The 16,415-nt window shown below is 26.7% G+C and carries 14 protein-coding genes; 7 read left to right on the top strand and 7 right to left on the bottom strand.

What is annotated here, in order from left to right; translation table 4 throughout:
- Positions 1 to 237 (top strand): hypothetical protein (locus T386_RS0102865; protein WP_029513646.1); only part of this gene is annotated, 237 nt, incomplete at its 5' end.
- A 183-nt stretch (positions 238 to 420) separates the two neighbouring features.
- Here the strand turns inward: T386_RS0102865 and T386_RS0102860 are convergent.
- The 6 genes from T386_RS0102860 to T386_RS0102830 form a co-directional block, all read right to left on the bottom strand.
- Positions 421 to 1,710, bottom strand: coding sequence for an ATP-binding protein (locus T386_RS0102860; RefSeq protein ID WP_029513645.1), 1,290 nt, complete (start codon positions 1,708 to 1,710; stop codon positions 421 to 423).
- A gap of 620 nt (positions 1,711 to 2,330) precedes the next feature.
- Complete coding sequence (locus T386_RS0102855) at positions 2,331 to 3,047, bottom strand: sugar phosphate isomerase family (protein WP_029513644.1); 717 nt, start codon at positions 3,045 to 3,047, stop codon at positions 2,331 to 2,333.
- 154 nt (positions 3,048 to 3,201) lie between these two features.
- Positions 3,202 to 4,467, bottom strand: a complete 1,266-nt coding sequence (obgE, locus tag T386_RS0102850; RefSeq protein ID WP_029513643.1) for a GTPase ObgE — start codon at positions 4,465 to 4,467, stop codon at positions 3,202 to 3,204.
- Positions 4,468 to 4,585: 118 nt separating this feature from the next.
- Entirely contained in the window at positions 4,586 to 5,413 is an 828-nt protein-coding gene (locus T386_RS0102840) for a Cof-type HAD-IIB family hydrolase (RefSeq protein ID WP_029513642.1), read from the bottom strand.
- Positions 5,414 to 5,565: 152 nt separating this feature from the next.
- The gene (locus tag T386_RS0102835; RefSeq protein ID WP_051622789.1) at positions 5,566 to 6,291 is read right to left on the bottom strand and encodes a hypothetical protein; all 726 of its coding nucleotides are present in this window, start codon (positions 6,289 to 6,291) and stop codon (positions 5,566 to 5,568) included.
- Complete coding sequence (locus tag T386_RS0102830; protein ID WP_036459992.1) at positions 6,284 to 7,708, bottom strand: Eco57I restriction-modification methylase domain-containing protein; 1,425 nt, start codon at positions 7,706 to 7,708, stop codon at positions 6,284 to 6,286. Before T386_RS0102830 ends, T386_RS0102835 begins: the two co-directional genes overlap by 8 nt.
- A gap of 411 nt (positions 7,709 to 8,119) precedes the next feature.
- Between T386_RS0102830 and deoD the strand changes: the two genes are divergently transcribed.
- The 5 genes from deoD (at position 8,120) to T386_RS0102805 (ending at position 14,210) form a co-directional block, all read left to right on the top strand.
- The gene (gene deoD / locus T386_RS0102825) at positions 8,120 to 8,821 is read left to right on the top strand and encodes a purine-nucleoside phosphorylase (RefSeq protein WP_029513639.1); all 702 of its coding nucleotides are present in this window, start codon (positions 8,120 to 8,122) and stop codon (positions 8,819 to 8,821) included.
- Positions 8,822 to 8,845: 24 nt separating this feature from the next.
- A complete protein-coding gene (locus T386_RS0102820) occupies positions 8,846 to 10,141 on the top strand; it encodes a pyrimidine-nucleoside phosphorylase (protein ID WP_029513638.1) in 1,296 nt (431 codons plus the stop codon).
- A gap of 20 nt (positions 10,142 to 10,161) precedes the next feature.
- Positions 10,162 to 10,830 carry a deoxyribose-phosphate aldolase gene (gene deoC, locus T386_RS0102815; RefSeq protein WP_029513637.1) on the top strand — a complete coding sequence of 223 codons (669 nt, stop codon included), beginning with the start codon at positions 10,162 to 10,164 and terminating at the stop codon, positions 10,828 to 10,830.
- A 96-nt stretch (positions 10,831 to 10,926) separates the two neighbouring features.
- Entirely contained in the window at positions 10,927 to 11,994 is a 1,068-nt protein-coding gene (locus T386_RS0102810) for a metallophosphoesterase family protein (protein ID WP_029513636.1), read from the top strand.
- Complete coding sequence (locus T386_RS0102805; protein WP_029513635.1) at positions 11,994 to 14,210, top strand: ATP-binding protein; 2,217 nt, start codon at positions 11,994 to 11,996, stop codon at positions 14,208 to 14,210. Before T386_RS0102810 ends, T386_RS0102805 begins: the two co-directional genes overlap by 1 nt.
- 41 nt (positions 14,211 to 14,251) lie before the next feature.
- On the opposite strand, the gene tpiA is transcribed toward T386_RS0102805, so the two are convergent.
- On the bottom strand, positions 14,252 to 15,031 hold the full coding sequence (tpiA, locus tag T386_RS0102800; protein ID WP_029513634.1) for a triose-phosphate isomerase: 780 nt from the start codon (positions 15,029 to 15,031) through the stop codon (positions 14,252 to 14,254).
- 149 nt (positions 15,032 to 15,180) lie between these two features.
- Between tpiA and T386_RS0102795 the strand changes: the two genes are divergently transcribed.
- The gene (locus T386_RS0102795; protein ID WP_051622788.1) at positions 15,181 to 16,254 is read left to right on the top strand and encodes an MAG5150 family histidine triad lipoprotein; all 1,074 of its coding nucleotides are present in this window, start codon (positions 15,181 to 15,183) and stop codon (positions 16,252 to 16,254) included.
- Positions 16,255 to 16,415 lie beyond the last annotated feature (161 nt).

The raw sequence follows: 16,415 nt of genomic DNA, 5'->3' as shown, positions 1-16,415 counted from the left end.
TTTCTATCACTTGTTGTGTTGAAATTTACACTATATATCTTAAATAAAAAAATGAAAGATGAAGGTGTTATATATAAATTTACAAATAATTCACTTATTGAAGCTGTTAATTCTGCAAATGTGTTTGTTAAGAAAATAGATGGAACTATTATTGAAAAATGGTACGAAAATAGTGGTAGCAATGCTGAAAATTATTCAAATTTTAAAATAATAGAGAAAGTTTTACATTGTAATTAAAAATACCAAAAATTCCATATAAGCCTATAAATAAGGTTTATATGGAATTTTTAAATTTTCAACTGGGAAACTCGGGATAACCAATATGTTATTTTTTTATAAAGCAGCTAATTCAGCAAAATATAGGAAAAGGTGGCAAAACGTATATATGGAGCTTATAAGGTCCTAAATTTTACTTGTTAATTAATTTTTTAGCGATGTTATAGGCAAAATAAAAACATTATCACTATTCTTATATGCTTTGTTCCCTGAACCATAAATAACGCATTTTAAAATAGGCTCCTTCCCGCCGTTTTTTACAATATCAGAGCATATTCTTGTTAAATTACTTGAAGCTTTTTCTACTTGGTTTATTCCTAATTTAATTTCAAAGGCACATCAATTTCCGTCTTCTAATTCAATAACAGCATCAATTTCATTGCCTTTATAGTCTTGATAATGAAAAATGTTAGCATTTAAAGATTGCGCATAAATAGATAAATCTCTTTCGACCATTGCTTCAAACATAAAACCCATTGTATGCAAATCTTGAATAAGTTTTTTTGAATTCAATTTAAGAAGAGCACAAGCTATTGCTGGATCGAAAAAATGTCTTTTTTCCATTTGCTTTACTCTTAGTGACGATCTAACATTGGGAGAATAAGGCTCATGATTATTAAAGAGAAACATTCTATTTAAAATATTTAAATATTTCACTAACGTATTTTTGCTGATTGATTCTTTATCATTTTCTAATATATCACTAAGAATACTTTGGTTTGATATTGTAGTAGATTCGTTTCTAGCCAATGATTTCAATATTAGTTTTATTTTTTGCTCATTATATTCAATGTCTTTATCGATTTGTTTCAAATCTATTTTTACAATATTTTCAATATAGCTATTTGCAACTTCAAAACATTCATCTTCACTAACATTTAAATTTTTAGGCCAGCCACCTCTTGTGATTAAATATGCTATTTCTTTAAGTGTTGTTTCTTTTAATATTGATGGCTTAAACTTATTCTGTATTAAATCATTCAAAGAAAATTGACCATCTGAATTCCCTGATTCATAAAGGGACATTGTATTCATTTTTATACTTTTTATTCTGCCAGTACCACTGTGTAATATTCCTTTTATTTGTGGAGTTGAGGAACCAGTTAAAATAATTTGACCATTTTTATTATTTTTATCTATATATGCTCTTGTTGCATCTCATAAACTAGGTACTTCTTGTCATTCATCAATTAATCGCGGCTTATCACCTTCCAATACAGAATATGGTTCTAATTGTGCAAATAATCTATTAGAAAAATTACCGCTTGGATCACCCACAAAAAAACCGCTGTTTGCATGATATGATGAAGTTCATGTCTTCCCACATCATTTAGGACCTTCTATGCAAATTGCTCCAAATATTTTTAAATATTTATCTATAAGCGAATCAACAATTCTATTTCTATAGTTTTTTCTATCTATTAAATTATCCATTTTTTCTCCCAATTAGCATAATTATTTTATCACATTGACCAATATTTTTAACTTTAAGTGACCAACATTTTTGACTTTTGGTGACCGGTTTTTAATTTTTTTGTATTAATATTCCGCAAATTTGAAACTTGTAATTAGCTATTTATCTTTAATAATCACTAATCTAAGTACACTATTGGACATAGTAATCAAAGTGCAAAAAATATATTAAAAAGAGGTAAAAACCTCTTTTTAAGATGAACTACAACTTAATCCAAATAAGTAAATTCTCATAATGTATAAGCGTATCCATCATTCGATTACTTATACATGTTATCATAAGCTAATATAACTCTAACGCCAAAGAATATTTTTTGTTTTTATTTATATCACATAAGAACTTTCGCATTCTTATAATTCCGTCAGTGTTTTGCTATGTTCTCTTGTAAAATTCCGAAACTTTTGAAAGATTATAAGTTTTGTTTACATGATTCATAAATAGCTATAAACCGAAATTTATGCTATAGATATAGAGCAATTTAAATACTTATTACATATGTATTTAATCCTTGCTGAATGTAAAAAAATAGACCCAAGTTATAAAAACTCGATCCTATTTTGTCTATTTCAATTACAATTCATTAAATCTTAATAATATGCGATATTTCTGAATCAAACACAATTGAAACGTTTTTATGAAATGATAAAATAGAAGCAGGAAAATCAGGATTATAACTATTTTGCATTATAGTTCTATACACAGCGTCAATTTTATCAACACCTTTAGCTATTAAAAGAATTCTGTCTGCTTGGAATATAAGATTGCCACTAATGTTAAAGATTTTGTCTGAATTGCCGTTATTATAAATAGCTAATTGACCTTTGACATAATCATTTGTTTTATTTTCGCCTGAAAGCTCTTTAGGGTCTTTAATTTCTGATAAATAATCTAATTCACCATTTTTGCCTAATTCTAGGATCATAAAATTAATTGGTTTGAAAAAGTTGCTTTCATATGGTGAAGTTTTTTTGAAAAAAACTTCTGGATAAATAATTCTTTTATCATCAACATCATTAGGAATAAAAAATTTATTTTTAAGTCTGTGATACATAGAATTAGTATTTGACTTGCCAATGTTTAAAAATTCGCTATTAAAAGCAAATTTAAGATGGTCAAGAAAAATTAAACCTTTTTTATTATTAAATTTAACAAGGTCAAAAAAACCATCTAATGCGCTTGAAGCCACAAAAGACACAATTGAATTGCTTTTTCGTCTAATTTGATCATCAAATTCTTTAAAAATATTTTCGCTAAATTCTTTATAACTAAAAGATTTAATAATTTTGCTGAATTTCATAAATGCTCCTTTATGTTAATCAAATTAAAATACTATCTTAAATTATAATTTAAAAATTAATATAAGTATCAAAATATCATTAATAGAGCACACAGATGGCGAATCAAAATTCACTTAGTTAATTTCTTTATTTAACTGTTTTAAAGACAAATTATTATAATTCTCCATCCCATTCAAATTCATAATCTAATATTCTAACAGTATCACCTGGTTGTATGTTTTTTTTAAGTAAATCATCTCAAACACCTATTTTTTTGAGTAAATTATTAAATCTTAATAAATTATCATAACTAACTAAGGGAACTTTTTGATAGATTTCTTCAATTTTAGGGCCAGTTATTTCATAAAAACCTTTGTATATATTATTGATTTTATAATCTTCTTCTAATTTAATTTCAACCATTTCTTCTTCAATTTCTTCGTCGATATTATTAGCAGCATGATCATTTAGCATATGCCATATGGTTTCTTTTAAAACATCAAGGTTCTTTCTTTCAATAGCACTTATTTCAACTATTTTCAAATTAGGAAACATTTTTTTAAATTTTTCAAGGTGGCTCTTTGCACTAGGCATATCAATTTTGTTAGCCACAATTAATTGTTGTTTATTAGCTAAAATCCTACTATATGATTTTAATTCATTAACAATTGTTTCATAATCTAAAATAGGATCTTTTTCGACAGAGCCAAAGTCAATAATGTGAGCAATTATTTTACATCTTTCAATATGTCTTAAAAATTGAAAACCCAAACCTTTACCCATCGATGCACCTTTAATTAAACCAGGCAAGTCTGCTATTGTAAATGAATTATCATAATATTTTACTAATCCCAATTGGGGCACTAAGGTTGTAAAATCATAGTCAGCAATTCTAGCTTTTGCATTTGATAATACACTTAAAAGCGTGCTTTTACCAGCACTAGGTTTTCCTATTAAACCAACGTCAGACATAACTTTCAAGACTATATGAGCTAAATATTGTTGACCCTTGGTTCCATTTTCACAAATTCTAGGAGCAGTATTTCTTGGTGATTTAAATTTAGTATTTCCACGTCCACCATTTCCACCTTGCGCAACCAAATAAGGTTTTTCATCAACAATATCAGCAACTATTTTTTTGCCATCATAAACAATTGTGCCAACTGGAACTTTTACATAAGTGCTTTTACCGGCTGCTCCATATAAATTTTTAGGGCCGCCATTAATTCCATCTTGCGCTACTATTTGTTTATTTCCATAAAGGGATAAAAGAGTATTTTTGCCATAGTCACCAACAAAATAAATATTTCCTCCTTTACCGCCGTCGCCTCCATCTGGGCCACCTTTATCAACGTGCGCTTCACGACGAAATGATATTATTCCGTCGCCGCCTTTACCGGCTATTAATGTTAATTTAATTTCATCAATAAATTTAGCCATTTTATGCTCCCCTAAACTAATATAGTAATTTTAGCAAACATATATTGCTAAAACATGTTTTTGAAAATTAATTAAAATTGCCTTATTTACTTGTTTTAATAGCAAATACGGCAATTTTCTAATTATTATTTTTATCATTAAATTCTTTATCAAATTTTTGCATATAATCAAGTATAGCGTGCCCTAAGCCATGTTCTTGAACATCTTTTGTTACGAATTTAGCCTCTTTTTTAACTTCATCTTTTGCGTTGTCCATTGCGTATGAATAATTAAACTTTTTAAACATTGAAAAGTCGTTTTCACTATCGCCTATTACCATAATTTCATCAGGTGAATGATTAATAAAAATATTTTTAAGCATTCACATAATTGCTTCACCTTTTGATTCGTTTGGCGGTAAAATTTCAAGATTCATATGTGTTTTTATTAATCTACAATTAAGTTTTCGAAGATCAGCCATTAAGTCATCTACATTATCGATATGTTCAAAATATACTTCCATTTTAGCTATTGGTTTTATATCGCTTTCACCTTTGTAAATAGTGAACTGTTCAAAACTTTCATATCTAAAATAAATTTTATTTAAAAATTCTTTTTCTTGTTCTCTAAATACATAAAATATTTCACTTGATCAAGCAGCTGCTGGAACATTGTTTTTTCTAAAAATTTCAAAAATCTTCTTAACAGTATCTGGTTCAATATAATCTTCCTTAACAAATTTATTATGTTTATAATCATAAATTTGGGCACCAGATGAGCCAATAATATAATCTGCATTTGTTAATTTTGCTAATTTAATCATTCTAGGACAAATTGGATTACCAGTAGCTATATTAAAACTAATTTTAAAGGATTTTATAATATCTAAATTGAAATTTGAAACGTAATTATCACGAGTGTAAATTGTTCCATCAACGTCACTAAAAACTATACCTTTTTTGCGCATCATTATTCTCCTTTTGTATCTGAATTTTAGCCATTTGCTACAAAGCTATACAATAATATTATAAATTTCAAAAATATTAATTATTTTTGTATAAAAATACCATATCTATTTTGGAATTTTTTCACATTGATTTTAAAGGAGCACACTTCAACTTATAGTGACAAAATATGATGTGATACTTTGTTAACAAATTCTTCGTAATCATTGTAAATAAGAATATTGCCACATTTATCTAATGGAAAATCTAACTTCGAATATGAAATATTAAAGTTAAAATTTTTTTCAAAATACTTTTGATAGTCGCTATAGAGTTTAACATTAGGAATAGGCAAATGAATTAAACCTAAATAGATCTTATCAGGGGTATGAAAGAACTTGTTGCTGTTATCACTTGATAAAACAATATATTTGTGTAAGTCATCCACAGAAATTTTTTCTCATTTTTTAATTATTCCACTGTATGTATAATATGGCATTACATCAGGCGTAATAAAAATTTGATAATATGAATAATTATTGGATCTAATATTTGCTGTTTCGCCCAACATATTTTCAAAATAATTATTTTTGTTTTGTTTAAAATTGGACATAACAAATTCAACAGAGATCCCAGCTATAATTTTGTCATTTTTTTGGACTGTTATATCAACAACTTTATCTATATATCTCCCTTTGATTACTTTTTCTTTTCCGTTTTGAGCATTTAAACTAAAACATCTATAAATATTGCTTTTATGGTTATCTAGGCTATTCAATATTTTTTCAAAATCAGTTGCTATTTTGCCGTGCAATGGTTTTAGTTTTTGGTTGCTTCTTGCGCCACCAGTGATATATAAATGAAAACTTTCTTTTAACACTTCTAATAATTCATTATTCATATCATTTCACTTTTTCATTTAATGAATAAATTAAAAATTTTTTTAAGTCATTAGAAGAAAAAGTGTAATAACCTCCATTTTTGTATTTACCTAGCAGTTGAACATATTTAATAAAGTCTTCATTTAAAATTGTTCTTAAATTTTCTACTGTGACATTTCCTAAAATATATAAACCAGAATATATTCCGGAACCAGAATTAATATTATTGAGTTTTATGTCTTTAACATTTTTTAATAATGTATTAATTATTATTTTTGGCTTATAAACATCCTTAAGACCCTGACTTCTTCCATATGCATACCAAGGCATGTTTTTATCTATGCTTCTTTTTTCAAGTTGACTTTTATGCTGTAATAAATAGTTTTGAACATTTATATCTAACTCTTTGAATTTAATGAGATCACCGTTATCGTTATAAGGAAAAATAGCATGTTTTTGTTTATTGGTTGAACCTTTAAAAATAGGAATTATATTTTGAGATTTAAAGTCAAAAAGATCTCTAATAAACACATTATCTAATAATGTTGCTAAACCATTTTTTACACTAATATTGAATTGATCTTGAGTTAAATCATAATTTAAAATTTTTTTCAACTTGTTAAGTATTCTTTTATCTCCAAAATAAAATATTTCATTTATAAAAAAATCACTTGCTTCTAATGTAGATATCAAATTAAGATTATTATTATGATATTCATAGTACTTAACTTTCGATTGATTAAAGTTTTTAATGAGTGTGAATATCCCAGTATATGTTGTAATACCAGCAAAAGGTTGCATATGTTTTAAATTAATAAAACTTTCTAACATTTGGTTTTTAATAATATATTTCCTAAATGATAAGCCCGCTTTGCTATTGACAATAGATGATGGTGTTATATATGAAAGCAAACCGTGATCATTAAGCATCTTAATGCCTATTTCATAAAACACAATAAATAAGTCTGTCATACCAATATTTGAAAACTTCATACTTTTTACAGTTGTAAATTTATCTTTTAGATTGTGCACTCTAACATATGGTGGATTACCTACAACATAATCCATTTTGTTATCATATTTAGAAATATTTAGAGAATCATTATTAATGATATCTCACTTTATATCTTTAATGCCTAATTCACAGACTAATTCGTTAAGATTTGCTAGGCAATTTTCTCAATTTTTATAATCAATTTCAATACCATGAATATATGTTTGTAATTCATATTCTATACCATCATATGTTTTATTATATTTATAATATTCTGCACAGTATCTTTTAACAATTTCTATTAGAAAAGCGCCATCACCGCATGAGTTGTCAATGATATGTTTTTTTAATATTATTGAACTGTTGTACTGGATATGATCTAGCATCATTTCAACAATATTTAGTGGAGTAAATACTTTTCCTAATTCTTTTATTTTGTTCATAGCATCCTTATGATTAAATATTTTAAATGCAAAATATTCGTTTATTCATTATATTAAATTAATGAAATGTTCAACATAAGCATTTTCTGTATTAAAACGAACAAATTTGAGAAAAATTGCGTATTTTTGTCATTTTTTTCCTTTATATGTATTGCGAAGCATAAAATAAAACATCAATAAATAAGTGTTGTAATTAAAAAATGATTAATTAACAAATACACTGATGGCAAAAAAACTATGGTTTTTGACTTTGAAATATTTCCACTTTATATCTAACACCTACAACATATAAATAACCATAAATAACCTAATATGATAAAATAACAAAGTAATGAGTTTTTTATAAAAAATATCAAACTTATAACAAAAAAAATATATCTATGTTTATTATGAAAATAAGGAGACTTAATTATGACACCACATATAAATGCACCTAAAGGATCTATTGCTAAGCTAGTGCTTATGCCTGGAGACCCTTTAAGAGCAAAATTTATTGCTGAAACTTTTTTAGATGAAGGTTATGAATTAGTAAGTTCAGTAAGAAATGTATTAATGTACACAGGTACATATAAAGGAAACAGAGTAACCATAGCTGCTAGCGGTATGGGTTGCCCATCAATTGGAATATATAGTTATGAATTATTCAATTTTTATGGAGTTGAAAAAATTATTAGAATTGGTTCAGCCGGAGCATACACCAAAGATTTAGACTTATATGATACTGTATTAGTAGATTCAGCATATGCTGATGCTAATGCTTTTAGAAAACTTGTGCTTAATGACCACTCATATGTAGCATTGCCAAGTATGAAGTTGAATGAAGAAATTAAAAAAGCTGCTGCTAAATTAGAAATTCCATTAAAAGAAGTAAGAACTCACTCATCTGATGTATTTTATTCATCAGTGCCTCTTGAAAAAAGAATTGCTGACTCAAATGCTCAATGTGTTGAAATGGAAAGCTATGCTTTATTTACTAATGCTGAAAAATTAGGTAAGCAAGCAGCTTGCTTATTAACTATTAGTGATAATTTAGTGACACATGAAGAAACAACACCAGAAGAAAGACAAACTGCGTTTAAAAATATGATGAAAATAGCTCTTGAATTAGCTTAATTTGAGAAAAAGGAGAAAAAATAAATGCGCGTTGTTGACTTGATTGAAAAGAAAAGACTCGGAAAAGAATTAGATAAAAATGAGATTAACTTTTTACTAAGTTCATATGTTGAAGGTAAAACTCCTGATTATCAAATGTCAGCCTTTTTAATGGCTGTTATGTTTCAAGGTATGAAACCTGCTGAATTAGCTTACTTTACTAAGGTAATGATGCACTCAGGTGATACAATGAACTTATCATCTATCCCTGGGATAAAAGTTGATAAACACTCTACTGGTGGTGTAGGAGATAAAACCACATTAGCAGTTGCTCCTATTTGTGCAGCATTAGGTGCTCCAGTAGCTAAAATGTCTGGTAGAGGTTTAGGACACACTGGTGGAACAATAGATAAATTGGAATCAATTCCTGGTTTTAGTGTTGAATTAAGTGATAGTCAATTTATTAAACAAGTTAAAGAACATAAAATTGCTGTCATTGGTCAAAGCGCATCATTAGTGCCCGCTGATAAAAGATTATATGCACTAAGAGATGTTACTTCTTGTGTTGAATCTATTCCATTAATTGCTTCAAGTATTATGAGCAAAAAGTTGGCTACTGGTAGTGATGCTATTTTACTCGATGTTAAATGCGGAAATGGTGCTTTTATGAAAACACCAGAATCTGCAAGAGAATTAGCTAAAACAATGATATCAATTGGTAAAGAACTTGGTGTGGATGTTAGAGCAGAAATCACCAATATGTCTAGACCAATCGGACGTGAAATTGGAAATAAAAACGAAGTTTTAGAGGCTATTAGAACACTTCAAGGTAATGGACCAGCCGACTTTAATGAATTAGTTTATTCATCGTGTGCTACTATTATGTTACAAGCAAAAATTGCTAAAACTTATGAAGAAGGCCATAAAATGGTCGATGAAGTTATCAAAAATGGGAAAGCTCTTGAAAAGTTCTATGAATTTATTGCGCTACAAGGCGGTGATGTTGATGCGCTAAAAAGTGATTCGTTTTGGTCTCCAAAATATAGTCTTGAAGTAAAAGCAACTGGTGATGGATATTTAGAAATTTTTGATGCTCTAACATTTGGAATCGTTGCGATGAAACTAGGAGCTGGTCGCGCTACTAAGGAAGATTCAATTGATTTTGAAGCAGGAATTACTTTACACAAAAAGACCAATGAAACAGTTAAAAAAGGCGAAAAATTGTTCACTCTTTATTCATCTAAACCTATTGATGAACAACTTGTTAACGAATTAAAACAAGCATATAAAATTAATAAAAAAGTTGTTGAAAACAAAATAATTATTGATAAATTAAAATAATAATAAACTGAAAGGAAAGCATGGAAGTTAATTACAATCAAATGGTTGATCATACCTACTTAAAAGCTGATGCTAAGCAAGCTGATATTGATAAAATTATTGCCGAAGCTATACAATATAATTTCAAAACCATATGTGTTAATTCATCATATGTTCCATATGCAAAAAGTAAACTTAAAGGCACAAAGGTTGGTATAACCTCTGTTATTGGTTTTCCATTAGGAACTATGCTTACACAATGTAAAGCTTTTGAAGCTGCTGAAGCTATCAAAGCTGGCGCTGATGAAATAGATATGGTAATCCACATTGGAAAAATGAAGGATCATGACTATAATTATGTACTTGAAGACATCAAGGCTGTTAAAAAAGCATGTGGCAAGCATATACTAAAAGTAATAATTGAAACTGCACTATTAACTGATGATGAAATTAAAAAAGCTACTGAAATAGTTATGAAATCTGGAGCTGAATTTATTAAAACTTCTACTGGTTTCAGCACAAGGGGTGCATCATTAGATGATATTAAATTAATGAAAAGTATTTGTGGTGACCAATTATTAATTAAGGCAGCAGGTGGTATTTCAAACAAAAATGATATGGTTGCTATGTATAAAGCTGGTGCTACTCGCTTTGGTACAAGTAGATCGATAGCCATTATTGAAGGTAAAGAATCAAATGATGGCTACTAAAAAATGCTCATAAGGCATTTTTTATTTTCTAAAATAATTGGCTTTATATTAAATTCTTAATGTTAGTATAATTAAAAATAAAAAGAAAGGTTCCATATGAAAATAATCCATACCGCTGATATACATTTTGGTTCAAAAATTGAAAATAAATTTGATTATCAAAGGTCAAAAATTAGACAATCAGAAATCAAAGAAACTTTTAAAAGAATGATTGATTATGCAAAAAATAATGATATTCAACACATCATTTTAGCTGGTGATATTTTTGATAATCAAAATCCACGTCAAGAAGATAGGGATTATTTTTATGACCTTATAGAGCATAATTCAAATATTGTATTCTATTATTTAAGAGGAAACCACGATTTATACGAAATGGAAACTGAAAAAAATCCTTTTGATAATCTTAAAAGATTTTCAAGAAATTTTTTTAAATCGTATGATGCCTCAGACAATGTTGTAATCAGTGGCATAGAAATAGGTATAAATAATCTTAATTCGCCTGATTTAAGGCTAAATAAGGAAAAAATAAACATTGTGGTTCTGCATGGCGATATTCAAAATAATACTGACAGATACTATATAAATATTAAAAGTTTGCAAAATAAAAATATTGATTATTTGGCTCTTGGACACATTCACAATGCATATGGCGGTATTTTAGATGACAGAGGAATTTTTCAATATTCGGGTTGTTTGGAACCGCGAGGATTTGATGAAATCGGCAAAAAAGGTTTTTATGTTATAAATATTGAAAATAAAAAGGTTAATCACGAGTTTATTCCTTTTTCTAAAAGAACTATTGATGTAAAAGAAATTGATGTAACAGGTCTAAGCAAAGCTCTTGAAATCTATCATAAAATTAAAACTGAAGTTGAAATAAAAAAAGAAAATATTTATAGATTTATATTAACTGGAACATCATCAGTAGATTTAAATAAAATAACTGACGATGTTAAAAATTATTTCAATAATGATTGTTTTTTAGTTGATATTAAAAATGCTACTAAACCTTTTATAGATTACGCACAATATAATAATGACTTGACACTAGTTGGAAACTTTATAAAAGTAGTTAAGAATGACCCTACACTAAGCGAGGATGAAAAACAAGAAATCATCCAAATTGGTATTACAGCATTGAAAGGAGAAAATATTTCATAATGAAATTAACAAATTGTTATATCAAAGAATTTGGCAAATTAGAAGACTTTGAAATATCTTTTAACAAAGATGCTACCTTTTTTTATGAAAAAAATGGTTACGGTAAAACTACTTTTTCCAATTTTATAATTTCGATGCTTTATGGCTTTGAAAGAGCTAAAAATGATGCTAATGATAGAATTAAATATACACCTATTGGAAAAAGCCAATTCAGTGGTAATTTAAATTTTGAATTTAATAATAAAACATATGAAATATTTAGGATTTTTGATGCTAAATCATTATCAAAAGATAAATGTGAGCTTTCAATAAATAGCAAAACAATAGATATTAATGAAACTCAAAAAATAATGTCTGAAATTTTGCCAATAGATAAAGAATCGTTTAAAAAGTTTTATTTTATATCAAGTGATGAAATTGATGTAAGTTCTACCAATTCAATTTCCGCTGCTATAAACGCATCAGTATCTAACGATAATTACTTTATCGAATATGAAGATGCTATAAGAAAAATAAATGATGCTAAAATCTTATATAGTACAGATACACGTTCAAAAAAAGAATACAAAGATATTAAAGAAAAGATAGCAAGTATTGAATTACGCTTATCAGATATAGATAAGGCCAAAGAAGACGTTAAAAAGCTGGAAAATGAACAAAATCAAAATTTAAATGAATTGAATAAGTTATATGGTGTTTTACAATTAAGCGAACAAAAAAATAACTTGCAAAGAGAATTAAAATACTATGATCTTACTACTGATGAAAATAATAAATTTATAAAACTAAATAAGATGTTTAAAAATAGTGTTCCAACTAATTATGGCCTAAATGAAATTTATCAAATGATATCTGAGAATCAAAATCTCGAAGCCATCAACAATAATAAATTAAGTGAATATGAAGATTTTTCTGAAAGAAAGATTTTTATGAACTTTGAAAAAAATGAAATAACTAGTGATCTTGATTGCTTAGAAAAAGAAATAAATGATAAACGTTCATTAGAAACACAAAATAGCACAAAAATTGAAAATTCCAAAGTTATCAATCAAAGAAATTCAAAAATTTTTATAAGTTTATTAATATTATCTCTATTATTAACAACCAGTGGCGCTTGTTTATTTTTAACTAAATGAATTCTGATAGCTATTAGCGTACTTTGCACCGGTGTTTTACTAGGACTTATTATCTGTATTTTTTATTGTATAACTAAAAAGAAAATAAAGCGTCTCTCATATAAAAAAGAAGAGATAAATAATCATGATTTGAAAATTTCAAAGATTCTAATAAAATACTCTCACAATGCTGATAATAATGCAAATAGCTATGATGATGTATATAAAAAAATTAGAAGTGATTTTGATAAATATTTAAAATATCAAAAAATAGTAAAAGAAATAAATGATAATAATTCAACAATTGCTAAAAATAATAATATAATCAAAAACTTTTTTGCTTCCTACTCGCTTTTTGAAGAATTTAGAACTTCATTAGATCAATTAAAATATGATGTAAGAGAATATGTAAGACTTAATAAGAAGGTATATTTTCAAAGAAAAAACATTAGTAAATTAGAAAATGAAATTGAAAAAATTGTTACTGAATTAGATAGTTTAGGCGAAAAAAACGCGGAAGTTAAGAATATTAAAGATAGAATAGGAATCTTACTCAATGAAAAAATTATGCTTTTAAATAAAATTAAGGATGCATATAATTTAATAAACAATGAAGAAACATTACTTGAAGAGTACAAACTAATTAAACATAAAAAAGAGAATTTTGAAAAAAGAAATTGGTTAATTAATAAAGCGATCGACTTTATGAAAATAGCAAAAGAAAACTTTGATGCTAAATACTTTGCGCCAGTAAAAAAGGAATTTGATAAATATATAGATGTTTTAAAAATAGTATTAAAAGAAGATATTAGATTAGTACAAAATTATGAAATACAAATTAAGATAAATGGTAAATTTGTTAATTGTGAATATTTAAGTTCTGGATATAAAGCAATAATCGCTTTGTGTTATCGTCTCGCAATGATTGATAATTTAGAAAAACAAAAAAATATTCCTAAATCATTTGTTATTATGGATGACCCTTTTGTTGCTTTAGATGATGAACATTTGCAAAGAGCAAAACAGTTAGTTAAAGAAATCTCAAAGGAACGCCAAATTATTTATCTTACATGTCATAAGAGCAGAGTCATTGAATTTTAAAATCTTGCACATTTATGCAAGATTTTTTAATATGTTATTTGTTATTCGATAGGAAATTTGCCTTCATCATTAATTGAAATTAATTTTAAAAAAGTATCAACATTAAGGCTTGCCGATCCAACTAAAAACCCGTTTAAATTAGGCAAATTAGTAAAATCATTTATATTTTTGTCTGTTATGCTGCCACCATATAAAACAGGCACATTTTTGCTTGTTAATTTGTGAATTAGAGCACAAACATTTTCCACTTCTTCTGGTGTGGGTGTTATGCCTGTTCCGATTGACCAAACAGGTTCGTATGCAATAATAACTTTATCTATATTAACTTCATTAAGTAAAATATTAAGTTGCTTTTGAATGGTTATTTCAGTTTTGCCGGCGTCCCTATTTTCTTTTGATTCACCAATACATATTACTGGTGTTATGTTATGTTTAACTGATTGAATAATTTTAAGGTGTGTAGCTTCATCGTTTTCATGATGCGAATGATATCTTCTTCTTTCTGAATGACCACATAAAGCATATGTTACATTTAAATCTTCAAGCATTCTAGCACTAACTTCACCTGTAAAAGCCCCATCAATATTTTTAGACATATTTTGGCTGCATAATTTAAGTTCAGGTATTTTGTTCGTAAAATAAGCAGATAAGTTGCATTGAGGGGGGCTTACCACAAAAGTGTTGTTATTAATATAAGGAACTAAATGAGGATTTTTCTTAATAAATTTCTTGTATTTAATTTCAAATTCTTCAAAAAATTCTAAAGTTTCAGCAAAAGTTTTATTCATTTTTCAATTACCAATAATAGTGAATTTTTTCATAGTTTATACTCCATAAAAAATTTATACTATACTATCATATTAAAAAAATCAATAAATAAAAGATAATTAATGCTATATCATATTAATATTCATATAATTAAGGCTATAATGATTAAGTCTATAATAGTTAATAAAGAAAGATCTATACTATGAAAAATAAACTAATAAAAATTGCTTTTACAGCTACTCCTATTTCTATTATTATGCCCCTAATTTCGAGTCAGTGTCAAAATAATTCTCAAAAGTCAGAAAATGATATCACTCAATTGATTGATCAATATGCTAAGCATATTAATGCAATAGAAAACAACTTTTTTGCAAAAAAAGAGGGTTCACAATTTCATAGTGAAAATAACGAAACCAAAACATTTTATAATGAAACTATATTTGAAAATCTAATCAACTACTTTTACAATAACAATGAAAATGTCCAAAAACCAATAAATTTAATGAAGTCATTTTACGAAAAAGCTATTTCTAATGATGAATTAAAAAAAATTATTGATAAATCATTTTTCGATTTCAGTAACGAATCAATCACTTATAAAACATTTATGGCTATTAATTCAATAATTGTTGACTTAATTGCACAAATTGATAACAACAATACAAAAATTTTAGATGAATTCAATAATCAAAACTCTATATATAACTCTAAACTTATTTATCATGCTAATCCAATGATTAAGCAAAATGACCAACAATTTACAAGCAAAGAATGAGCTCAATGAATAAGTGAAGATTATAAGGTTCTTTATTCGTCATTAATCACATATAAAAATTCTACTTTAATCGATCCAGATAAGTTTAATGCTAATTTACTTAAAGTTTATGATTCCAACACAGGCGCTAGTTCTAACCATAACCATTCTCATTCAACATTCAGTATGCTTTGAGAAACATTAAATTATTTATCGTTTTTTAATAAATTAAAAAATATCACCTTAGATAAAATTTCTATTAATTATGCTGATAGCAAAGAAAAAATTATTAATTTTTTAACAGAAAATAAGTTAAATAATTTACTTAATGAATTTAACCAATTAGTTCTTAAAACAGATGAATTATTCAAAATTACAGAATTAAATAAATTAAAACCTTTATATGATAAAGCATCAAAGGCTAAAGAAGCCCTTGAACAATCTAAACAAATGCTAATGAAAATAGCTGACGCTGTTAAACTAGAAGATGATAAAAAAAATCAATGCTTCCCTAAGGAATAAGTTTGTTCAACAAGAAAAAATAAAACAGGCTACATTAATATTGGCCTGTTTTTAGAATGCAAAAAATGTATTAGCATATCATGAAATATTTTTTCAAGGAATAATATTTTTTTCAATTAAAACAACATAAGTAATTATTGATGCAGCAATTAAAAATAAAA

Source organism: Mycoplasmopsis primatum ATCC 25948 (assembly GCF_000702785.1).
GTDB classification, from domain to species: domain Bacteria; phylum Bacillota_I; class Bacilli_A; order Mycoplasmatales; family Metamycoplasmataceae; genus Mycoplasmopsis; species Mycoplasmopsis primatum.
Note: the sequence above shows the minus strand (reverse complement) of the source record. Positions and strands in the feature narration are given on the sequence as shown.